Source organism: Micromonospora sp. NPDC005299 (genome assembly GCF_042872345.1).
Taxonomy (GTDB): Bacteria; Actinomycetota; Actinomycetes; order Mycobacteriales; family Micromonosporaceae; genus Micromonospora.
Genome location: NZ_JBIAKG010000008.1, coordinates 220111 through 241097, shown reverse-complemented (window position 1 = coordinate 241097; position 20987 = coordinate 220111). Strand labels below are relative to the sequence as shown.

General features: G+C 74.2%; 21 protein-coding genes. 10 read left to right on the top strand and 11 right to left on the bottom strand.

Annotated elements, in window-relative coordinates; translation table 11 throughout:
- The first annotated feature begins 133 nt into the window (after positions 1 to 133).
- Genes ACFYPD_RS23310 through gltX form a run of 3 tightly spaced genes read left to right on the top strand, consistent with a single transcriptional unit; the run spans position 134 to position 4198 of the window.
- Positions 134 to 1465, top strand: coding sequence for a GH1 family beta-glucosidase (locus ACFYPD_RS23310; RefSeq protein ID WP_387117114.1), 1332 nt, complete (start codon positions 134 to 136; stop codon positions 1463 to 1465).
- The gene (locus ACFYPD_RS23305; protein WP_387117111.1) at positions 1462 to 2739 is read left to right on the top strand and encodes an MFS transporter; all 1278 of its coding nucleotides are present in this window, start codon (positions 1462 to 1464) and stop codon (positions 2737 to 2739) included. Before ACFYPD_RS23310 ends, ACFYPD_RS23305 begins: the two co-directional genes overlap by 4 nt.
- Before the next feature lie 49 nt (positions 2740 to 2788).
- On the top strand, positions 2789 to 4198 hold the full coding sequence (gene gltX / locus ACFYPD_RS23300; protein WP_387117108.1) for a glutamate--tRNA ligase: 1410 nt from the start codon (positions 2789 to 2791) through the stop codon (positions 4196 to 4198).
- Between the two features lie 57 nt (positions 4199 to 4255).
- Here gltX and ACFYPD_RS23295 read toward each other — a convergent pair whose 3' ends face one another.
- Complete coding sequence (locus ACFYPD_RS23295; RefSeq protein WP_387117105.1) at positions 4256 to 4879, bottom strand: copper resistance protein CopC; 624 nt, start codon at positions 4877 to 4879, stop codon at positions 4256 to 4258.
- A gap of 211 nt (positions 4880 to 5090) precedes the next feature.
- Here ACFYPD_RS23295 and ACFYPD_RS23290 point away from each other — a divergent pair, with 211 nt between their 5' ends.
- Entirely contained in the window at positions 5091 to 5753 is a 663-nt protein-coding gene (locus ACFYPD_RS23290; protein ID WP_387117103.1) for a hypothetical protein, read from the top strand.
- Between the two features lie 9 nt (positions 5754 to 5762).
- Here the strand turns inward: ACFYPD_RS23290 and ACFYPD_RS23285 are convergent, their stop codons facing one another.
- The 3 genes from ACFYPD_RS23285 to ACFYPD_RS23275 all read right to left on the bottom strand — a co-directional run bounded on the left by ACFYPD_RS23285 (position 5763) and on the right by ACFYPD_RS23275 (position 7719).
- Positions 5763 to 6689: an NADP-dependent oxidoreductase gene (locus ACFYPD_RS23285; RefSeq protein ID WP_387117100.1), complete on the bottom strand. Its 927-nt coding sequence runs from the start codon at positions 6687 to 6689 to the stop codon at positions 5763 to 5765.
- A 36-nt stretch (positions 6690 to 6725) separates the two neighbouring features.
- Positions 6726 to 7058, bottom strand: coding sequence for a hypothetical protein (locus tag ACFYPD_RS23280; protein WP_387117097.1), 333 nt, complete (start codon positions 7056 to 7058; stop codon positions 6726 to 6728).
- 124 nt (positions 7059 to 7182) lie between these two features.
- Complete coding sequence (locus tag ACFYPD_RS23275) at positions 7183 to 7719, bottom strand: orotate phosphoribosyltransferase (protein WP_387117094.1); 537 nt, start codon at positions 7717 to 7719, stop codon at positions 7183 to 7185.
- Here ACFYPD_RS23275 and ACFYPD_RS23270 point away from each other — a divergent pair.
- The 5 genes from ACFYPD_RS23270 to fabF all read left to right on the top strand — a co-directional run bounded on the left by ACFYPD_RS23270 (position 7685) and on the right by fabF (position 12644).
- Complete coding sequence (locus tag ACFYPD_RS23270; RefSeq protein WP_387117091.1) at positions 7685 to 9076, top strand: PucR family transcriptional regulator; 1392 nt, start codon at positions 7685 to 7687, stop codon at positions 9074 to 9076. The genes ACFYPD_RS23275 and ACFYPD_RS23270 overlap by 35 nt on opposite strands.
- A gap of 78 nt (positions 9077 to 9154) precedes the next feature.
- On the top strand, positions 9155 to 10087 hold the full coding sequence (locus ACFYPD_RS23265; protein ID WP_387117088.1) for an ACP S-malonyltransferase: 933 nt from the start codon (positions 9155 to 9157) through the stop codon (positions 10085 to 10087).
- A 58-nt stretch (positions 10088 to 10145) separates the two neighbouring features.
- Complete coding sequence (locus tag ACFYPD_RS23260) at positions 10146 to 11090, top strand: beta-ketoacyl-ACP synthase III (protein WP_387117085.1); 945 nt, start codon at positions 10146 to 10148, stop codon at positions 11088 to 11090.
- An 85-nt stretch (positions 11091 to 11175) separates the two neighbouring features.
- Positions 11176 to 11415 (top strand): acyl carrier protein, encoded by a 240-nt coding sequence (locus ACFYPD_RS23255; protein ID WP_088972559.1) that lies wholly within the window; start codon positions 11176 to 11178, stop codon positions 11413 to 11415.
- Between the two features lie 2 nt (positions 11416 to 11417).
- A complete protein-coding gene (fabF, locus tag ACFYPD_RS23250; protein ID WP_387117082.1) occupies positions 11418 to 12644 on the top strand; it encodes a beta-ketoacyl-ACP synthase II in 1227 nt (408 codons plus the stop codon).
- Between the two features lie 57 nt (positions 12645 to 12701).
- Here the strand turns inward: fabF and ACFYPD_RS23245 are convergent, their stop codons facing one another.
- Positions 12702 to 12923: a hypothetical protein gene (locus ACFYPD_RS23245; protein ID WP_387117079.1), complete on the bottom strand. Its 222-nt coding sequence runs from the start codon at positions 12921 to 12923 to the stop codon at positions 12702 to 12704.
- A gap of 115 nt (positions 12924 to 13038) precedes the next feature.
- Here ACFYPD_RS23245 and ACFYPD_RS23240 point away from each other — a divergent pair, with 115 nt between their 5' ends.
- Positions 13039 to 13749 carry a class I SAM-dependent methyltransferase gene (locus tag ACFYPD_RS23240; protein WP_387117076.1) on the top strand — a complete coding sequence of 237 codons (711 nt, stop codon included), beginning with the start codon at positions 13039 to 13041 and terminating at the stop codon, positions 13747 to 13749.
- A 73-nt stretch (positions 13750 to 13822) separates the two neighbouring features.
- Here ACFYPD_RS23240 and ACFYPD_RS23235 read toward each other — a convergent pair whose 3' ends face one another.
- From ACFYPD_RS23235 to ACFYPD_RS23210, 6 genes are read right to left on the bottom strand one after another with little or no spacing between them, the layout of a single operon-like run.
- Positions 13823 to 14716, bottom strand: coding sequence for an ROK family protein (locus tag ACFYPD_RS23235; RefSeq protein WP_387117073.1), 894 nt, complete (start codon positions 14714 to 14716; stop codon positions 13823 to 13825).
- 23 nt (positions 14717 to 14739) lie between these two features.
- Entirely contained in the window at positions 14740 to 16197 is a 1458-nt protein-coding gene (locus ACFYPD_RS23230; protein ID WP_387117069.1) for an argininosuccinate lyase, read from the bottom strand.
- A gap of 56 nt (positions 16198 to 16253) precedes the next feature.
- A complete protein-coding gene (locus ACFYPD_RS23225; RefSeq protein ID WP_387117066.1) occupies positions 16254 to 17207 on the bottom strand; it encodes an amidohydrolase family protein in 954 nt (317 codons plus the stop codon).
- On the bottom strand, positions 17204 to 18025 hold the full coding sequence (locus ACFYPD_RS23220) for a creatininase family protein (RefSeq protein ID WP_387117063.1): 822 nt from the start codon (positions 18023 to 18025) through the stop codon (positions 17204 to 17206). The genes ACFYPD_RS23225 and ACFYPD_RS23220 overlap by 4 nt, the downstream gene beginning before the upstream one ends.
- Positions 18022 to 19806: an ABC transporter permease gene (locus ACFYPD_RS23215; RefSeq protein ID WP_387117061.1), complete on the bottom strand. Its 1785-nt coding sequence runs from the start codon at positions 19804 to 19806 to the stop codon at positions 18022 to 18024. Before ACFYPD_RS23215 ends, ACFYPD_RS23220 begins: the two co-directional genes overlap by 4 nt.
- Entirely contained in the window at positions 19803 to 20876 is a 1074-nt protein-coding gene (locus ACFYPD_RS23210) for an ABC transporter ATP-binding protein (protein ID WP_387117058.1), read from the bottom strand. Before ACFYPD_RS23210 ends, ACFYPD_RS23215 begins: the two co-directional genes overlap by 4 nt.
- Positions 20877 to 20987 lie beyond the last annotated feature (111 nt).

Here is a 20987-nt window from a genome sequence, read left to right as displayed (position 1 = left end):
AATCGGACTTAAGTGGACGGGTTCGGAAAAGACACGCCGAAAGCCCTTGCCCTGCCTGCCTTTGCGGGCCTATGGCGCGGCGACCGCCCGGGCCCTAGAGTCGCGAGCACGCTTCGCGTTTCTGGGAGGGCGAATGACGAGCGCGCCGATGCCCGAGTTCCCCGCCGGCTTCCGGTGGGGGGTGTCCACGTCCGCGTACCAGATCGAGGGGGCGGTCACCGCCGACGGCCGGGGGCCGTCCATCTGGGACACCTTCGCCCACTCCCCCGGCCGGATCGTCGACGGCAGCACCGGCGACGAGGCGTGCGACCACTACCACCGGTACGCCGAGGACGTCGGGCTGCTGGCCGGGCTGGGGGTGTCGGCGTACCGGTTCTCCATCGCCTGGCCCCGGGTGCAGCCCACCGGCACGGGCCCGGCCAACACGGCCGGGCTGGATTTCTACGACCGGCTGGTCGACGCGCTGCTCGCCGCCGGCGTGGACCCGGTCGCCACGCTCTTCCACTGGGACCTGCCGCAGGCGCTGGAGGACGCCGGCGGCTGGCTGAACCGGGACACCGCCCACCGCTTCGCCGAGTACGCCGACCTGGTCGCCGCCCGCCTCGGCGACCGGGTGAAGCTCTGGATCACCCTCAACGAGCCGTTCGTCCACATGAGCCTCGGGCACGGCACGGGCGCGCACGCCCCCGGCCGGCTGCTGCTCTTCGACGCCTTCCCGGTGGCCCACCACCAGCTCCTCGGCCACGGCCTCGCGGTCTCCGCGCTGCGCGCCCGCAGCACCAGCCCGGTGGCCATCGCGAACAACTACTCCCCGGTGCGGCTGGCCGGGGAGACCGACGCCGACCGGGCCGCCGGGGCGGCGTACGACGCGCTGCACAACCGGCTCTTCACCGACCCGCTGCTCGGCCGCGGCTACCCCGAGGAGCCGGGCTTCGACCCGGCCGTCGTCCGCGCCGGGGACCTCGACGTGATCGCCGCCCCGATCGACGTGCTCGGGGTCAACTACTACAACCCGACCGGCATCCGCGCCCCCGCCGACGAGGACTCGCCGCTGCCGTTCGAGATGGTGCCGCTGGAGGGTTACCCGCGTACCGCCTTCGACTGGCCCGTGGCTCCGGACGGGCTGCGCGAGCTGCTCCTCGAACTCCACCACCGGTACGGCGACGCGCTGCCGCCGATCCAGATCACCGAGAGCGGCTGCGCGTACGACGACGTGCGGGACGCCGACGGCCGGGTGGCCGACCCGGACCGGATCGCGTACCTGGACGGGCACCTGCGGGCGCTGCGCGAAGCGATGGCCGCCGGCGTGCCGGTGACCGGGTACTTCGTCTGGTCGCTGCTGGACAACTGGGAGTGGGCCGAGGGCTTCACCAAGCGGTTCGGCCTGGTGCACGTCGACTACACCACCCAGCGGCGCACCCCGAAGTCGTCGTACGCCTGGTTCCGGGACCTGGTCCGGCGATGACCACCGTCAACCCGACGCCGGCCTCGCTGCCGGCGGCGCTCGCCGAGCCCACCGTGCCGGTGCGGCGGAGCTGGATCGCGCTGATCTTCGCGGCCAACCTGGGTGTCTGGATGGCCTTCTTCACCCCGATCCAGGTGCTGCTGCCGCAGCAGGTCGAGCGGATCGCGCCGGGCGACAAGGAGGCCATGCTGGCGGTGGTCACCGGCCTCGGCGCGCTCGCCGCCGTGCTGGCGAACCCGCTCGCCGGGGCGCTGTCCGACCGGACCTCGCTGCGCCTGGCGAACCGGCACCTCGGCCGCCGGCACGTCTGGACCGCGACCGGCGCGGTGATCGGCGCGCTCGCCCTGGTGCTGCTGGCCCGGCAGGACAGCATCGCCGGGGTGGCAGTCGCCTGGGTCGCCGCCCAGGTCTGCTTCAACGCCATGCTGGCCAGCCTCACCGCCGCCATCCCGGACCGGGTGCCGGTGGCGCAGCGCGGCGGCGTCTCCGGCTGGGTGGGCATCCCGCAGGCGCTCGGCCTGGTGGTCGGCGCGGTGCTGGTCACCGCCGTGGTCACCGGCAACGCCGCCGGGTACGCCGCCATCGCGCTCGCGGTGCTGCTGCTGTCCCTGCCGTTCGCGCTGCTCACCCAGGACGACCCGCTGCCCCGCGAGCACCGGTCGCCGCTGCGGCCGCGGTCGCTGCTCGCCTCGATGTGGATCAGCCCGCGCCGGCACCCCGACTTCGCCTGGGCCTGGTTCACCCGGTTCCTGGTGCAGACCGGCAACGCGCTGGGCACGCTCTACCTGCTCTACTTCCTCACCGACGGCGTGCGGGTTGCCGACCCCGAGGGCTCCCTGCTGGTGCTGATCCTGCTCTACACGCTCGGCATGATGCTCACCGCCGTGGTGGCCGGGCGGCTCTCGGACCGCTCGGGCCGGCGCAAGGTCTTCGTGATCGTCTCCGGGCTGATCATGGCGGTGGCGGCCGTGCTGCTCGCGATGGCTCCGACCTGGCCCATGGCGATCGTCGCCGCGCTGCTGCTCGGCGCCGGCTACGGGGTCTACCTGGCGGTGGACGCCGCGCTGATCACCCAGGTGCTGCCGACCGCCACCGACCGGGCCAAGGACCTCGGCGTGATCAACATCGCCAACTCGGCGCCGCAGGTGCTCGGCCCGGCGCTCAGCGCCCCGATCGTGGTCCACCTGGGCGGTTACCCCACCCTGTACGCGGTCACCGCGGCGGTCACCCTGGTCGGCAGCGTCCTCGTGCTCAAGATCAAGGCGGTGCCCTGAACCGGCCCCCTGCCGGAATGCGGTCGCGGCCCGCCGTAGGCTGGGGGACGTGACGGTACGTGTACGCTTCGCCCCCTCCCCGACCGGAATGTTCCACGTCGGCGGCGCCCGCTCGGCCCTGCAGAACTGGATCTACGCCAAGCAGCAGGGCGGGGTGTTCGTGCTCCGCATCGAGGACACCGACGCAGCCCGCAACAAGCCCGAGTGGACCGAGGGCATCCTCTCCGCGCTCGACTGGATCGGCATCGCGCGGGGCAGCTACGAGGGCCCGTACTTCCAGTCCTCGTACGCGGGTGAGCACCGGGCCGCCGCGCAGCGGCTGCACGAGGGCGGCCGGGCGTACTACTGCGACTGCACCCGTGAGGACGTGCAGGCACGCACCGGTTCGCAGTACCAGGGCTACGACGGCTTCTGCCGCGACCGCGGCCTGCCGCCGGGCGAGGGCCGGGCGCTGCGCTTCCGCACCCCCGACGAGGGCGAGACCGTGGTGGTCGACCTGATCCGCGGCGAGCCGACCTTCGAGAACAAGCTGATCGAGGACTTCGTCATCGCCCGCGGCGACGGCTCGCCGGTCTTCCTGCTCGCCAACGTCGTCGACGACATGACCATGGGGATCACCCACGTGATCCGGGCCGAGGAGCACCTGCCCAACACGCCGAAGCAGCAGTTGCTCTGGGACGCGCTCGGGGTCAAGCCGCCGATCTGGGCGCACGTGCCCGTGGTGGTCAACGAGAAGCGGCAGAAGCTGTCCAAGCGGCGGGACAAGGTCGCCCTGGAGGCGTTCCGGGACGAGGGCTACCTCGCCGAGGCGATGCGCAACTACCTGATGCTGCTCGGCTGGGCCCCCTCCGGCGACCGGGAGATCGTGCCCTGGTCGGTGATCGAGGAGGAGTACCGCCTCGAGGAGGTGAACCCCTCCCCGGCGTTCTTCGACGAGAAGAAGCTGCGCGCGTTCAACGGCGACTACATCCGGGCGCTGCCGGTCGAGGAGTTCGTGGCCGCCTGCCAGCCCTGGCTGACCGGCACCGACACGATCGCCCCGCCGCCCTGGCAGCCGGCGGAGTTCGACCCCGCCGCGTTCGCCGCGGTGGCGCCGCTGGCGCAGACCCGCATCGCGGTGCTCAGCGAGATCGTGCCGAACGTCGACTTCCTCTTCCTGGCCGACCCGCTCATCGACGAGGCGGCCTGGGCCAAGGCCATGAAGGAGGGCGCGGCCGACCTGCTGGACGCGGCGATCGCCGCGTTCGAGGGGCTGGCGACCTGGGATGCCGAGTCGCTGAAGTCCACCCTGGAGGCGGTCGGCGCGGAGCGCGGCCTGAAGCTGGGCAAGGCGCAGGCCCCGGTCCGCGTCGCGGTCACCGGCCGGACCGTCGGCCTGCCGCTGTTCGAGTCGCTGGAGGTGCTCGGCCGCGACCGCACCCTGACCCGGCTGCGGGCCGCCCGGGTGCGCCTGTTCTGACCCCGGAATCGCCAGGGGCCCGCCGGTCGTCCGGCGGGCCCCTTTCGCGTACGCGGGTCAGCCCCGGGTGGACCGGCGGCGCAGCAGCAGGCCGCCGCCCAGCGCGACCAGCACCACGGCGGCGCCGACCGCCCACAGCCAGCCCGTACCCCCGTCGTCGTCCGCCTCGTCGGCGGCGGCCGTGGGGCTCGCCGCGGCGGTCGTCGGTGGGGTGCTGGGGGCGGCGGTGGTCGGGGCGGCGCTGGTCGGGGTGGCGGTGGCCGACGGCGGCGCGGCGGCCGTCCCGGTGGTGAGGGTGAAGCGGATCTCCCCGCTGATCGGATGGCCGTCGGCCGAGCCGACCCGGTAGGCCACGATGTAGAGGCCGGCCGCGCCCGGGCTGAACGGCACGCTCACCCGCTTGCCGGCGAAGGTCGGCGCGCCACCGGCGGCCGGCACGTTGTCCGGCCCGGTGATGGTGATCGTCGTCGTGGCGGGCGCCGGCGAGGCGAGGAACGTCAGCCCGACCCGCTTTGGCGCGGTGGCCACCCGCGCCCCGTTCTTCGGATCGCTGCCGGTCAGCGAGTTGTGCGCGGCCGCCGGCGTGGCCGGCAGCAGCACCGACACCCCGGCCACCACCCCGAGCACCAGCAACCAGCCCCGCGCCCCGCGAGCGACCCTGCCCCCCATGAACTCCTCCATCCGGGTACGATCCGGCCGCTGATCATCGGCCGCTCTGTTTGGTCGGTCCCAGATCGCACATAGTTCCAAATACTCTTCCAGCGAGTGCAACCCAGCGCCGTTCTGCGGAGTCTTTGAGGTGGACGCCGGTACGCGCCCGGCGGCCACCCCTCGGCCGATCCAGCGCGACCTGTAGCGGAAGCCACCCATCGAACGGGGCGAGGAGGCGGCGATGGTCCGAAAGGTGAGGCGGCTGCTGGCAGCCGTGGCCGGGATGGTGGTGGCAACGGCGTGCTCGCTGGCCCTCGTCGGCGCGGCCCCGGCACAGGCGGCGCCCAAGCCCAAGCTCGCACCGGCCGGAGTGGACATCACCGGCCACCGGCTCGACCAGCCGCTGCAACTGCGCGCCGACACCCGGCCCGCCGAGGTGAACATGGTCGTCGACCAGGTCAAGTGGCTGGGCGCCAGCGGCCAGCAGCGCGGCCCGGCGGCCAAGGACCTCGGTCCGAAGTACACGATCGTGCTGCTCGTCGCGGGCACGCCCATGAAGACCTACGACCTCTACCCGCTCGCCAAGGGCGGACCGCGGGTCTACCGGCCGGCCAAGCAGCCCGACCTGAGCAAGACCCGGGCCGGCTGGTTCTTCGGCCGGCTCAACATGTCCGAGACGCTGCGCACCGCGGGGGTGCCGCTGGAGCGGCAGTTCGACACGCTCAGCGGCGGCATCGGTGGCGGCGAGCGGGTCATCCCGGAGGAGGCGCTCGACCCGGTGCAGGACATCGACGCCGCGCTGGGCGAACTCCAGCGGCTGCTGCTGCTCAACGTCGGGGTGATGGTGGTCATCACGGCCGGGCTGGCCGGCATCGCGCTGCTGGTGCGCCGCCGCACCCGCTGAGCCCAGGGCTCAGACCTCCAGCACTACCTTGCCCCGGACGTGTCCCGCCGCCACCAGGCGCTGCGCCTCGGCCGCCTCGGCCAGCGGGAACGTCCGGGCCACGTGCACGGCGAGCCGGCCGGCGTCGACCAGCCCCGCCAGCACGCTCAGGTCGGCCGTGGACGGCTTCACGAAGACGTAGCTGCCGCCGAGCCGGGTGACGTGCTCCGGGTCGGCCGTGGAGATCAGCCGCGCCGGCCGGGCGAGCAGCTCGGCGGAGACGTCCAGCGCGTCACCGCCGAACAGGTCCAGCGCCACGTCCACCCCGTCGGGCGCGACCGCGCGGACCCGGTCCAGCAGGCCGTCGCCGTAGCTGACCGGCTCGGCGCCCAGTGACCGGACGAAGTCGTGGTTGGCCTCGCCCGCCGTGCCGATCACCCGGCCCGCGCCGAGCGCCCGGGCCAGCTGCACCGCCAGGTGCCCCACCCCGCCGGACGCGCCGTGCACCAGCACCGTGTCACCCGCGCCGGTGCGCGCCAGCTGCAACGCCTGGTAGGCGGTGAGCCCGGCCAGCGGCAGCCCACCAGCCTCGGCCCAGGACGCCTGCACCGGCTTGTCGGCCAGGCACCGCTCCGGGGCCGGAACCAGCTCCGCGTACGTGCCGTGCTGCACGTCGTCGCGCCGGACGTAGCCGATCACCTCGTCACCGACGGCGAACCCGGCCACCGCCGGCCCGACCGCCTCGACCACCCCGGCGGCGTCCCAGCCGGGCACCAGCGGGAAGTGGCTCGGCATCGCGGCGGCCAGGTGTCCCTCCCGGATCTTCCCGTCGACCGGGTTCACGCCGGCGGTCCGCACCCGGACCAGGACCGTGTCCGGACCCACCGGCGGGGTGGGCAACTCGCGCAGGGTGAGTCGGTCGACCGGGCCGTACGCGTCGATCGCGATCGCCTTCACCCAGCCCACGCTAGCCGCCGGACGGCGGCCGCGGGGTCAGCACCAGCGGCGCGGGGGTCTCTCCCGGCGGACCGTGCGGCTGCGCGGCCGGACCGGGCCGTGCCGGTGGGCGCCCGCCCACCCGGGCAGGTCGCTGCGGCAGGCCTGAGCCGGCTCCGCGTCGGGCCCGGCCGGGGGCACCGGCTCGGCGGCCCGCTGGCGGGGCACCGGCGGCTCGTCGTCGGCGCGCTCCGGCACCCAGCCGGCGGCCGGCTCCGGATGGGTCAGGCCCGTCCGGCGCGGGTGCTTGGCGGGCGCCGGCTGGTCGTGGTGGCCCGGCCGGCAGGGCTCGCCCTGGGCGCAGCCGTGCTCGGCCTCCCCATGCGCCATCCCGGTCTCCTCACGTTCGCCTTCGCCCGTCGGGCGGTCGTCACCCCGACGTGCCCTGACACCGTACTGGCCGGACCCGACGAGGTGTTCGGCGCGTACCCGTGGAGATCGTCCGGGGACCGGGTCAGGGCCGGCGGGCGGCGTCCAGGTCGGCGCGGGTGAGCAGAGCGCGCAGCGCGATGCCGTGCCCGGCGAGCGCCTCCGCGCCGCCCTCGCCCCGGTCGATCACGCAGACCGCGTGCGCGACGGTGGCGCCCAACTCGCGGAGCTGGCCGGTGGAGATCACCACCTGGCCGCCCGAGGTCACCACGTCCTCGACCACCAGCACCCGCCGCCCGGCGACGTCCGCGCCCTCCGCCAGCCGGGCGGTCCCGTACGCCTTGGCGGTCTTGCGGACGAACGCGCAGGGCAGCCCGACGTGCCGGGCCAGCGCGGTGACGACCGGGATGCCGCCCAGCTCCAGGCCGGCCAGCACCTCGGTGCCGGGCGGGACCAGCCCGGCCAGGCCGGCGGCGACCCGGTCCAGCAGCACCGGGTCGGCCTCGAAGCGGTACTTGTCGAAGTACTCGTCGGCGATCCGGCCGGAGCGGAGCACGAAGCGTCCGGTGAGCCGGCAGGTGGCGTCGATGTCGCGGGCGAGGGCGCGCGGGGTGTCGGTCACGGGAGATCATTGTCACCGGCCGCCGTCGGCGCCCGGCCGCCGGGCGGGCCTCGGAGTGGAGCCGCTGGTCAGGGCGTGTCAGGCTGGTGCGGTGAGCGAACCGGGCGGGACCGAACTGTCGGCGACGCTGCGCCGCATCGAGCGGGCGGCGGGCGCGCTGTCGACCGCCAGCGTGGCGCGGATGGACGAGACGCTGCCCTGGTTCCGGGAGCTGCCGGCCGACCAGCGCTCCTGGGTCATGCTGGTCGCCCAGGCCGGTGTCCGGTCGCTGGTGCAGTGGCTGCACCAGGGCGGTGGCGCGACCGACAGCACGCAGGAGGTGTCGGACGAGGTCTTCGCCGCGGCGCCGCAGGCCCTCGCGCGCTCGATCACCCTCCAGCAGACCGTGGCGCTGATCAAGGTGACCATCGAGGTGGTCGAGGAGCAGGTGTCGCACCTCGCCGTGAAGGGCGAGGAGCAGCTGCTGCGGGAGGCGGTGCTGCGCTTCTCCCGGGAGATCGCCTTCGCCGCCGCCCGGGTCTACGCCCGCGCCGCCGAAACCCGCGGCTCCTGGGACGCCCGGTTGCAGGCGTTGCTGGTGGACGCGCTGCTGCGCGGCGACTCCCCGGACGTGCTGGCCAGCCGGGCGGCGGCGCTGGGCTGGTCGGATGCGCCGCCGGTGGCGGTGGCGGTGGGCCGCTCCCCGGGCGGTGAGGTGGCCGCCGTGCTGCACACCGTCTACCGGCAGGCCCGCCGGATCGGGGTCGAGGTGATCGGCGGCGTGCACGGCGACCGGCTGGTCATCGTGCTGGGCGGGGCGGCCGACCCGGTGGCGGCCACCGAGAAGCTGCTCACCGCGTTCGGGGAGGGCCCGGTGGTGGTCGGCCCGGCCGTGCCCAGCCTGGACGAGGCGACCGACTCGGCGCGCGCCGCGCTGGCCGGCTTCCGGGCCGCGCCGGCCTGGCCGACCGCGCCCCGCCCGGTCTCCGCCGCCGACCTGCTGCCCGAGCGGGCCCTGGCCGGGGACGCCGAGGCCCGCCGCCGGCTGCGCCACGACGTGTACGCCCCACTCGCCCGCGCCGGCGGCGAGTTGCTGGAGACGCTGGACGCCTTCTTCGCCGCCGGCGGCACGCTGGAGAGCGCGGCGCGGGCGCTCTTCGTGCACCCGAACACGGTGCGGTACCGGCTCAAGCGGGTCGCCGAGGTGGCCGGCTTCTCGCCGCTCACGCCGCGCGACGCGTTCACCCTGCAGGTGGCGCTCACGGTGGGTCGGCTGGACCCGGTGGTACCGGGCGTCGCACCGGTCCCGAGCCAGACATTGCCCCCAGCGGCCGGCAAAACGCCGCAGACGGGTGATGATCGGCGCCGATCTTTGTAGGTATCCTCCAAAGCTTCTAGTGCGGTTTGGTGCCGTGCGTTACAGCGCGACCCGCGAGTATCCGTCAGAGTCGTAGACGTGCTCGCCGTACTCTCACCCGGACAGGGTTCGCAGAAGCCCGGTTTCCTGACCCCCTGGCTCGACCTGCCCGGCGCGGCGGCGCGCCTGAGCTCCTGGTCGGCGCTGGCCGGGGTCGACCTGCTCCACCTGGGCACCCGGGCGGACGCGGACGAGATCAAGGACACCGCCCGCACCCAGCCGCTGCTCGTCGCCGCCGCGCTGCTCGCCGCCGAGCACCTGCCGATGCAGGACGTCGGGCTGGTCGCCGGCCACAGCGTCGGCGAGCTGGGCGCCGCGGCCCTGGCCGGGGTGCTGCCCGCCGAGGCGGCCGTGAGCCTGGCCGGCGTACGCGGCCGGGAGATGGCCGCCGCCTGCGCGCTGGAACCGACCGGGATGGCCGCCGTGCTCGGCGGCGACCCGGACGAGGTGCTCGCCGCCCTGGCGGCACACGGGCTGCACCCGGCCAACCGCAACGGCGCCGGCCAGATCGTCGCCGCCGGCGCGGTGGCCGGGCTGGAGAAGCTCGCCGCCGAACCGCCCGCCCGGGCCCGGGTCATCATGCTCAAGGTGGCCGGCGCCTTCCACACGCCGTACATGGCCCCGGCCGAGGCCGCGCTGGCCGAGGTGGCCGCCGGCATCACCCCCGCCGACCCGGCCCGGATCCTGCTCTCCAACCTGGACGGCGCCCCGGTCGAGCACGGCGGGGAGCTGGTGCAGCGGCTGGTCCGCCAGGTGACCGCCCCGGTCCGCTGGGACCTGTGCATGCGCACGCTGGCCGACCTCGGCGTCACCGGCGTCATCGAGCTGCCGCCGGCGGGCACCCTGGCGGGCCTCGTCAAGCGGGAGCTCAAGGGTGAAGGGGCGCCCGAGATCGTCACCCTCAACACCCCCGACGACCTGCCCGCCGCGCGGGACCTGGTCGCCCGGCACCACGGCGGGCAGCAGGCGTGAGCGCGAGAAACGAGCCGATCCTGCGGGTCCCGCAGTCGCGAACGGAAGGTAATCACTGATGGCCGGCAGCAGGATCGTCGCGATGGGGCACTACCAGCCCTCCCGCGTGGTCACCAACGACGACCTCGCCCAGATGGTCGACACCAACGACGAGTGGATCCGGGACCGGGTCGGCATCGTCACCCGCCGGATCGCCGGGGACGAGACGGTGGCCGACATGGCCACCGCCGCCGCCGGCAAGGCGCTGGCCAACTCGGGCCTCACCGCCGCCGACATCGACCTCGTCGTGGTCGCCACCTGCACCTCCGTGGACCGCAGCCCGAACGTGGCCTGCCGCGTCGCGGCCAAGCTGGGCATCAGCGCCCCGGGCGCGTACGACATCAACACCGCCTGCTCCGGCTTCGCGTACGCGCTGGGCACGGTGGACCACGCCATCCGGGCCGGTGCGGCGCGCAACGCGATCGTCATCGGCGCCGAGAAGCTCTCCGACTTCACCGACTGGACCGACCGCTCGACCTGCATCATCTTCGGCGACGGCGCCGGCGCGGCCGTGGTCACCGCGACCGCCGAGGGCGAGCCGGCCGGGGTGGGCCCGGTGGTGTGGGGTTCGGTGCCGGAGAAGAGCGACGCGGTCCGGATCGAGGGCTGGCGGCCGTACATCGCGCAGGAGGGGCAGGCGGTCTTCCGCTGGGCCACCACCGCGCTGGCCCCGCTCGCGCTCCAGGCCTGCGCGAAGGCCGGGGTGGACCCGTCGGAGTTGGCCGCGTTCGTGCCGCACCAGGCCAACGCCCGGATCATCGACGGCATCGTCAAGCGGCTCGACATCCCGAACGCGATCATCGCGAAGGACATCGTCGAGTCGGGCAACACCTCGGCGGCGAGCGTGCCGCTGGCCCTGTCGAAGATGGTCGAGCGGCGCGAGGTGCCCTCCGGCGCCCCGGTGCTGCTGTTCGGCTTCGGCGGCGGCCTGACCTACGCCGGCCAGGTCGTCCGCTGCCCCTGAAGACCCCCTCGCGCGCGAGCGCCGAGGTATGACGACCGGCGTCGCCGGCCGTCGAGTGAACCCCCGATGAGAGGAACCAACCGCAATGACCCGTGACGAGATCACCGCCGGCCTCGCCGAGATCCTCGAAGAGGTTGCCGGGGTGAACCCGGACGACGTGGCCGAGGGGAAGTCCTTCACCGACGACCTCGACGTCGACTCGCTCTCCATGGTGGAGGTCGTGGTGGCGGCCGAGGAGAAGTTCGGCGTCAAGATCCCGGACAACGAGGTGCAGAACCTCAAGACCGTGGGTGACGCCGTCAGCTACATCGCGGCGCAGTCCTGATCATGAGTCGTCCCGACGTCGTCGTCACCGGGCTCGGCGCGACGACCCCGCTCGGCGGGGACGTCGCGTCGACCTGGGACGCCATGCTCGCCGGCCGCTCCGGGGTGAGTGCGCTCACCCAGGAGTGGGCCGCGCAGCTGCCCGTCCGGATCGCCGCGCAGCTCGCCGTCGAACCGTCGACGGTGCTGGACCGGGTCAAGCTGCGTCGGCTGGACCGGTCCGAGGCGATCGCCATCGTGGCGGCGCAGCAGGCCTGGGCGGACGCCGGCCTGGCCGACTCCGGGCTCGACCCGGAGCGGCTGGCGGTCAGCGTCGGCTCCGGCATCGGCGGCGCCACCACCCTGCTCGCCCAGGACGACATCCTGGAGGCGTCCGGTCCGCGGCGGGTCTCCCCGCACACGGTGCCGATGCTGATGCCGAACGGTCCGGCCGCCTGGGTCGGGCTGGAACTCGGCGCCAAGGCCGGCGTGCACTCGGTGGCCAGCGCCTGCGCGACCGGCGCGGAGGCGATCGCGCTGGGGCTGGACATCATCCGCTCCGGCCGGGCCGACGTGGTGGTGGCCGGCGGCACCGAGGCGGTCATCCACCCGCTGCCGATCGCCGGCTTCGCCTCGATGCGGGCCATGTCGACCCGCAACGACGAGCCGGAGAAGGCGTCCCGCCCCTGGGACAAGGGCCGCGACGGCTTCGTCCTCGGTGAGGGCGCGGGCGTGGTGGTCCTGGAGCGCGCCGACCACGCCGCCGCCCGCGGCGCCCGGGTCTACGCGCGCCTGGCCGGCGCCGGGATCACCTCGGACGCGTACGACATCGTGCAGCCGCACGCCGAGGGCGAGGGCGCCATCCGGGCCATCGCCAAGGCGGTCGCGGACGCGGACGTCGCGAAGACGGACATCCGGCACGTGAACGCGCACGCCACCTCGACCCCGGTCGGCGACATGCTGGAGATCGGCGCGCTGCACAAGGCGGTGGGCGACCACGTGCTGCTGTCGGCCACCAAGTCGATGACCGGGCACCTGCTCGGCGCGGCCGGTGCGCTGGAGTCGATCGCCACCATCCTGGCCATCCGGGACGGTGTCGTGCCGCCGACGATCAACCTGGACGACCCGGACGAGGGCCTCACGCTGGAGGTGGCCGCGCACAAGGCGCGCCACCTGGAGATCCCCGCGGCGCTGAACAACGCGTTCGGCTTCGGCGGGCACAACGTGGCCCTGGTCTTCACCCGGGTCTGAGCACGGCCTACCCGCTCGGGGCCCGCGTCCGCACCGGACGCGGGCCCCGAGCGCGTCTCAGCCCCGGTTGCGGGGATGCTGCCGGGCGGTCCGCTCGTTGCCCCGCCGGTAGTTGCCGGTCCACCGGGCCATCACCAGTTGCGGGTCGTCGCCGACCTCGGCGAGGAACTGCGCGGCGCGCCCGCCACGCAGCGTGCCGGCGGGCCGACCGTGGTGGGTGATCACCACCGAGCCGTCGGCCCGTTCGACATAGCGGAAACCCTGCGGGCGCTCTCCCATCGGCGCCACCCTGCCAGCACCCGCGCCCGGCCGCACCCGGATTTGCCGCCGGCCCGGTCCCGGCCCGCCGCGGCCGTTACGGTGAGGATCGCCGAGCCGTCGAGGAGCCCCACCCGTGGAAGCGACCGAGATCCGCAAGCTCGCCGCGCTGGAGGACACCCACTGGTGGTACCGGGAGCGGCGCGTCCTGCTGCGCCGGGCGCTGCGCCGGTTGGCGGCGGTGGGCACCCGCCCGGGGCGGGCGCTGGACATCGGCGCGGCCGGCGGCGGGAACACCCGGGTGCTGCGGGCGCACGGCTGGCGGCCGGTCGCCCTGGAATACAGCGCCGAGGGCGCCGGGGTGGCCCGGGAGCGGGGCCTGGACGTGATCCGGGCCGACGCCCGGCACCTGCCGGTCCCCTCGGCCGGCCTGGGCCTGGTGGTCGCCTTCGACATCCTGGAGCACGTCGACGAGGACCACCTCGCCGCGGCCGAGATCCGGCGCGTGCTGCGCCCCGGCGGGACGGCCCTGATCGCGGTGCCGGCCGACATGCGACTCTGGTCGGCGCACGACGTGGCGGTCGGGCACGTCCGCCGCTACGACCGCGCCGGGCTGCGGGCCGTGGTGGAGAAGGCCGGTCTGGTGATCGACGAGTTGTGGAGCTGGAACGTGCTGCTCCGCCCGGTCGCGGCCTGGCGGCGGCGCCGCTCCACCGGCAGCGACCTGGACGCGCCGCACCCGCTGGTCAACCTGGGGCTGCGCACGGTCGTCACGGCCGAACGCCACCTGCCGGTGCGGGCACTGCCCGGGGTCTCGCTGATGCTGCGCGCCCACCGTCCCGCCTGACGTTCCGACGGGCCGGCGGGCTGCACGCGTTCGGGGCGACCCGGACGCCCACCGCGGACACACCGGCGGGCGGTCAGCGGGGCGCGGGCACCGCCTCGCGGGCCAAGGTGAGCGCGCCGAGCAGCGCGGCGTCGTCGGCGAACCGGGACAGCACCACGTCGGGCCGGTGCGGCAGCACCTCGGTGAGCCGGTCGACCAACAGCCCGCGAATCAACGCGTTGCGGACCACGCCACCCACCAGCACCACCCGCTGCGGATCCAGCAGGAGGCAGCAGGTGACCAGGTGACGGGCCACCTCGTCGACGCGGGCGGCCAGCGCGTCGCGGGCCCGCCCGGGGCGCTCCGCCGCAGCGGCGAGCCCGGCCGCTCCGTCCGGCAACCCGAACTCCTCGGCGAGCCGGTCCAGGGCCCGGCCGGAGAAGTCCAGCTCCAGCATGGTGCCCGGCCAGGGGCCGCCGGCCACGGCGTACCCGATCTCGCCGGCCGCACCGCGGTGTCCGGCCACGACCGCGCCTCCGACCGTCACGGCCGCCGCCACGCCGGTGCCGATCCCCACGACGAGGCCGGGGTCGGCGTCGCGCAACGCGCCCAGCCGCAGCTCGGCCAGGGCGGCCGCGTTCAGGTCGTTGTCCACCGCCACGCGGGTGACGTCGAGCGCGTCCCGGACCGCGTCGGCCAGCCGCAGCCGCTCCCAGCCCGGCACGTTGGGGGCCAGGTCGATACCGTCCGGACGAACCACGCCGGGCGACGCCACGCCGGCGGCGGCCAGCGGCCCGCCGACCCCGGCGAGCAGCTCCCCAGCGAGGTCCAGCGCCCGTTCCAGGGCCTGCGGTGCGCCTCGGTCGGCATACGTGGGGACCCGCCGGTGTGCCAGGAGCCGCCCGTGCGCGTCCGCCACTCCGACGGCCATCTTGGTGCCGCCGAAGTCGATGCCGAGCAGCAGCCCGTCGACGCGGGTGCCGGACACGGGAGGCCCCGAGAGCCGCACGGTCACCGGGCCACCAGCTCGGCGGCGACGGCGTCGAGCGCCGTTTCGGCCCGGCCGAGGCGATCGCGTACCGCGGCCAGCCGGTCGGCGACACCGGCGAAGGCGACGCGGAGCGTGTCCACCTGGGAGCGGACCGCGGCCGCCCCGGGGCCGTCCGCCTGGGCCCGGTTCAGGACCAGGTCGGGACGGACCGCGGCGGCGATGAGGTCGTCAACCGCGGCGTCGTCGAGCGGGCCGGTGAGCCCGTCGGCGGCGGCCCGGACGCCATCGGCGGTCCAGGTGTCCGGCGCGCCGGCACGGACCAGCCGGCCGACCACCGAGTGGGCGGCCCGGAACGGCACGCCGTGCCGGGTCAGCGCGTCGGCCGCCGCCGTGGTGGTGGCGCCGGAGGCCACGATCTCCTCCCGGCTCGGCGGGGACAGCGGCGCGATCTCCGCGAGAAAGCCGCCGACCAGGGCGAAGAACCGCTCCGCCCGGTCGTTGCTCTCCCAGAGCCGGACCTGCACGTCGGTGGTGGCGTTGTTGGAGTCCTCCCACCAGGCGGCGCCCACGTTGTTGAGCACGGAGGCCGCGTCCGCGGCGGCCTGACCGGCGTAGGACACCAGGTGCTCCAGCACGACCGGGTTGCGCTTCTGCGGCATGATGCTGCTGCCCTGGGTGAAGTCGCCCGGGGTGGTGACCCAGTTCCAACTCAGCCAGTCCATCAGGGTGCGGGCAAGCCGCGCCCCGGTGGCCAGCGCCTGTGCGTTGAGGGCGCCGACGCGGACCAGGTGGTCGGCGCCGGCGACGGCCTCGTAGGAGTTGGTCACCAGGCCGGCGAAGCCGAGCAGCTCCGCCACCCGGGCCGGGGAGATCTCCAGGTCGGTGCCGGCGAACGCGCAGGAGCCCAGCGGCGATACGTTGAGCTGGTCGATCAGGTCGGCGTAGGCGGTCGCCTCGCCGGCGAGCGCCTCCGCGTACCCGGCGAGGGCGTGCCCGATGGTGGTGGGCTGAGCCGGTCGGCGGTGGGTGTAGCCGGTGATCACCACGTCCGCGTACCGGTCGGCGCTGTCCAGCGCGGTCCGCCCGGTGGCGAGCACCCGGTCCAGCACACCGAGGAGCTGGTCGCGCAACAGCATCCGGAACACCCCGGCGTCCAGATCGTTGCGGCTGCGGGCCATCTGCACGTCCAGCTCGGACGTCGGGATGCCGCACGCCGCGGCCAGCCGCTTCTCCAGCAGGTAGTAGGTGTCCTCGAAGGTGCCGTCGTACGCCGGCGCCGCGGTGCTGTCGGCGCGCAGCTCGGCCAGCCCGCGCAGCAGGCGCGCGCCCCGCTCGGCGGGGATCAACCCCTGCTCGGTCAGCATCACGACGTGCGCCTGGCTGGCCCGCACCATCGCCGGGTAGAGGTGACCCACATGGTGGTCGTACGTGGGCGCCAGGTGGTGCCGCTGGTAGGTGGTCAGCGCGGGTGTGCTCATCGGGGTTCCTTCCAGTCCGCGGGCGCCCCGTTGGGCGGCCCTGCGGGTTCGGCCGGTCAGTCGGTCAGGCCGAGCAGTCGTTCGGCGTTGCCGGCGAAGATCGCGCGCAGGTGGTCGTCGGGCATCCCCAGCTCGCGGCAGACCCGGAGCTGGTCGTCGAGGTAGCGGGTGACGTAGCCGCGCGGGAACCAGGACGAGTCGCTGCCGAAGACGAGCCGGTGCGGGCCGATCGTCTCGTAGCAGCGGCGGAAGAGGTCCTCCAGCGTCAGCTTGTAGGGCATCCAGCGCACCCACTGGTTCGAGCCGGACGTGTCGACGTGGATGTTGGGGCAGCCCCAGGCGGCGAAGAAGAGTTCCTGCACGTGCTGCACGCCGAAGTGCGGCACCACCACGGCCAGCTCCGGGAAGCGGCGAGCCATCCGGGCCAGCTCGTCCGGGCCGCCGTACCGGCCGGTGCTGAGGCCACCGGCGCTGCCGTAGTGCCCGATGTGGATCAGGACGGGCACGCCGAGGCGCTGGGCCGCGCCCCAGAGGGGGTCGAGGTCCTCGTGGTCCAGCGGCCCGCGCAGCAGCGGGGCGAACAGCTTCAGCCCGCGCAGGCCGCGCTCGGTCACCGCGCGGTCCAGCTCGCCCGCGGCGTCCGGGCCGTACGGGTCGTGGTGGGCGAAGCCGAGCAGCAGGTCCGGGTGGCGGTCGACCACGTCGGCGAGGGTGTCGTTGCCGCCGCCGGTGACGAAGACGGCCTTGCGGACGCCCGTCGCGCGCAGCTCGTCGGCCCAGCGGTCGGCCTCGTCCTGCCAGCGCTCGGCGGGCGGCTCCGGGTCGGCGAAGCCCCACGCCCGGCGCCACTGCCGGGCGTACGGGGCCGAACCGGCGGCCCGTACCGCCCGCTCGTGCTCGCCGCCCGGATGCATGCCGGCGGCCTGCTCGCAGGCGTGGACCGTCTCGTCGGCACCGATCCGGAAGTGCAGGTGGAAGTCGACGACGTCCAGTCCTCGGTCGACGGTCATGACTCTCCCTCGGTCGACAGCGGGTCGGCGGTGGGCGGGGACGGCGGTGGGGCGGCCAGCCAGGCGGCAACTGTCTCCCGCAGTCGCTCGGCGGCGAGCGCCCGCACCGTCCGGCCGGCCTCCTCGCTGGCCAGCGAGATGTGTCCCGACCAGCCCTGCCAGGGATCGGGGCGGGACTCGACCAACACGTACGGATGGGCCACCGGCAGCTTGGGCTTCGGCGGCAGGTCGGTGGCGGCGTCGAGGCGTACCGCGCCCGGGTCGAAGCCCAAAACCCCGGAGGTCTCGTACGCCCCGCCGTGCCCGCGGGCCGGCGGCGCACCGTAGAGCTCCGCCGTCTCGGCAGGGGTGACCAGCTGGAACCAGTTGACCAGCAGCAGGCTGGCAGTGCACCGGCCGGAGACCCATTCCATCGCGGCCCGAACCGTGGACATGTTGGCGTCGTGGCCGTTGACGACCAGCAGCCGGGGGAAGCCCGCGGTGACGATGCCCTCGATCACGTCGGCGAGGTAGCCGACCGCGATCTCCGGCCGGATCGCGACCGTCCCCGGCCAGGGCCGGGTCTGCCCCGGGCAGGCGGCGTACGCGACGGCGGGGAAGAGCACGCCGCGTGGCCCCGGACCGGTCGCCGCGCTCTCCCCGGCGAAGCCCTCGGCGAGGATCAGGTCGGTGCCGAGCGGCAGGTGCGGGCCGTGCCACTCGACCGCGCCCACCGGGAGCACCGCGAAGTCCGCCGCCGCGGCCACCGCGGCGAGTTCTCCGCCGGGGATCCGGGCGGCGGGGAGCAGCCCGCCGCCCGCCGGCCAGCGGTCCGTCATGCCGTCCACTGCGCCGCCTCCCGGCTGGCCTTCCGGCCGCCCTCCAGCCGCCCGGAGACCACCATCACCACGAAGATCAGGGCGATCTGGAGCATGCCGTACGCGGCGGCGGTGCCTACCTCGAACGAGTACATCCGGTTGTTGATCTCGACGGAGATCGGCGCGGTCTCCGAGGTGTAGATGAGCACCGAGGCGACGAACTCACCGACGCCGTGCACGAAGGCGAGCAGCGCGCCGGCCAGCACGCCCGGCAGCATCAGTCGCAGGGTGACCGTGCCGAACGCTCGCCACCAGGACGCGCCGAGATTGCGGGCGGCCTCCTCGAGCGACGGGTCGAGCTGGGCCAGCGTCGCCGAGCTGGAGCGGAACACCAGGGGAAGGAACCGCACGAAGTACGCCAGCGGCATGATCCAGAAGGTGCCGATCAGCACCTGGCCGAGGCTGAACGCGTTGCCGGTGCTGAATGCCGAGATCAGGTTGATCGCCACCACCGTGCCGGGCAACGCCCAGGCCAGCATGACCGCCACGTCGAGCAGACCGCGGCCACGGAAGTCCAGCCGGCGGACCGCGTACGCGATGAGGACGCCGAACACCACGCAGCCGACCGTGGCGATCAGGCTCATGTTCAGCGAGTTGACGATCGGCCGGTACGCCTCGGGGTCGGAGAAGATCGTGACGAAGTTCTGCGTGGTGTAGGCCGAAGGGATCACCTCGGTCGTCCACGAGCCGTCCTGGGAGAACGCCACCAGGGCGATCGTGCCCACCGGGGCGAGCAGCACCACGGTGGCGAGCACCGAGGCGAGCAGTGCGAGCCAGCGGCCGAACGGGTTGGTGATCTCCCGGCGGTGGGAGGCGACGCCCTTGGACTGGGAGCGGTAACTGCGCCGTCCCTCGTACCAGCGCATGCCGAGCAGGAAGAGCACCGACACCACGCCCAGCACGGCGGCGTACGTGGAGGCCATCGGCAGGTCGCCGTTGGTGCGGTTGATGTAGATCTGCATGGTCATCGTCTGGTCGACCCCGAACAGCAGCGGGGCGGTGTACGACGCCAGCGACGTCATGAACACCAGCAGCGAGGCGGAGACCAGCGCGGGGGTGAGCATCGGCAGCAGCACGGTGCGCCAGACCCGGACCCGGCCGGCACCCAGGTTGTACGCGGCCTCCTCGACCGACGGGTCCATGCCGACCAGCGCGGCCGAGGCCGCCAGGTAGAAGAACGGATACATGGTGAAGGTGTGCACCACCAGCACCCCCGCGATACCGCTGAACGGCAGCACCGGGTTCTCCGTGCCGAACAGGTGCTGAAGGCCGCGCGGCAGGATGCCGGTCTCGCTGTAGAGCAGTTGGAACGAGATCGCCCCGATCAGCGGCGGCAGCGCCGCCGGCACCAGGATGATGGCCTCGATCAGCCGGCGGCCCGGAAACGAGAAGCGCTTGAGCAGGAACGCCATCGCCACCCCGACGATGCCGCAGAGCACCACGCTGGCCGCGGAGATCACCAGCGAGGTGACCAGCGAGGAGCGGGCCACCCCGTCGCCGCTGAGGAAGACGCGGTAGTTCGCCAGGCCGTCCGCCCCGACGCTCTCCGCGAAGGTGGCGAACATTGGCTGCACCACGTACCCGAAGAGGATCAGGGCCAGCGGGAAGACCAGCAGGTAGGGGAACCAGCGGGAGTTGGCGCCGCCGGCGAGCCGGGCGGACCGGCGGGCCCGGGGTGGCGTCGGATCCCCGGTGACCGGCGGGACGGTGGCCGCGGCGGGCGTGGCCGGAATGGTGCTCATGGCCGCACCACCCACATCCGCTCCCGCTGCAGGCGCAGCCCGACCTGGTCGCCCGCGGCCAGCCCGGCCGGCACGTCGACGGCGGTGACCTGCACCGGCTCGCCGGCCACGTCCACCAGAAGGTTGGTGGACATGCCGGTGAACTCCAGCTCGGTCACCCGGCCGGTGAGCGCGCCGGCCTCGGTGGCCGAGGTGAGCCCGATGTGCTCGGGCCGGACGGAGACCAATGCGGTGTCGCTCGCGCGCAGCCCGTGGTCGGCAGGCGCCGCCACGGCCACCTGCTCGCCGCCGGGCAGCGCCACGGTGACGGTCTCCGGGCCGGCGGCGGCCACCGGCAGGCTGAGCACGTTGCTTCGGCCGATGAACCGGGCCACGAACGCGTTCGCCGGTCGGTGGTAGATCTCCTGCGGCGCGCCGATCTGCTGGACCCGCCCGGACTCCATGACGGCGATCCGGTCGGACATCGCCATCGCCTCGGCCTGGTCGTGCGTGACGTAGATGGCGGTGGTGCCGCTCTCCTTCTGGATCCGGCGGATCTCGACCCGGGTCTCCTCGCGCAGCTTTGCGTCGAGGTTCGACAGCGGCTCGTCGAGCAGCAGGGTGCGAGGCCGGATGACCAGGGCCCGGGCCAGCGCGACACGCTGCTGCTGGCCACCGGAGAGCTGGTCGATCCGGCGCTCGCCGTAGCCGGCCAGGTGCACCTGGCCCAGCGCCTCCTCGACCCGCCGCTTCGACTCGGCCCGGCCGACCTTGCGGATTTTCAGGCCGTACGCGACGTTCTGCGCCACGGACATGTGCGGGAAGAGCGCGTAGTTCTGGAACACCATGCCGGTGTCGCGCTTGTTCGGTGGCCGGTGGGTGACGTCCTCCTGGCCGAAGCGGATCCGGCCGGAGGTGGGGAAGTAGAAGCCGGCGACCATGCGCAAGGTCGTGGTCTTGCCGCAGCCGCTCGGGCCGAGCAGGGTGAAGAACTCCCCGGCGGCGATCCTGATGTCGACGTCGTCGACGGCCGCGGTGTCGCCGGCGCGCGTGAAGCGCTTGCTCACCGACTCCAGCGTGACATCGATCATGATGTCTCTCCTTGCATCCGGTACCGGGTCCGACCGGTGGTGGGTGGGGCCAGACCCGGTCTGGCGGTGCGTACGAGCGGCGGGTGCCGGGTGCGGTCCAACACCCGGCAC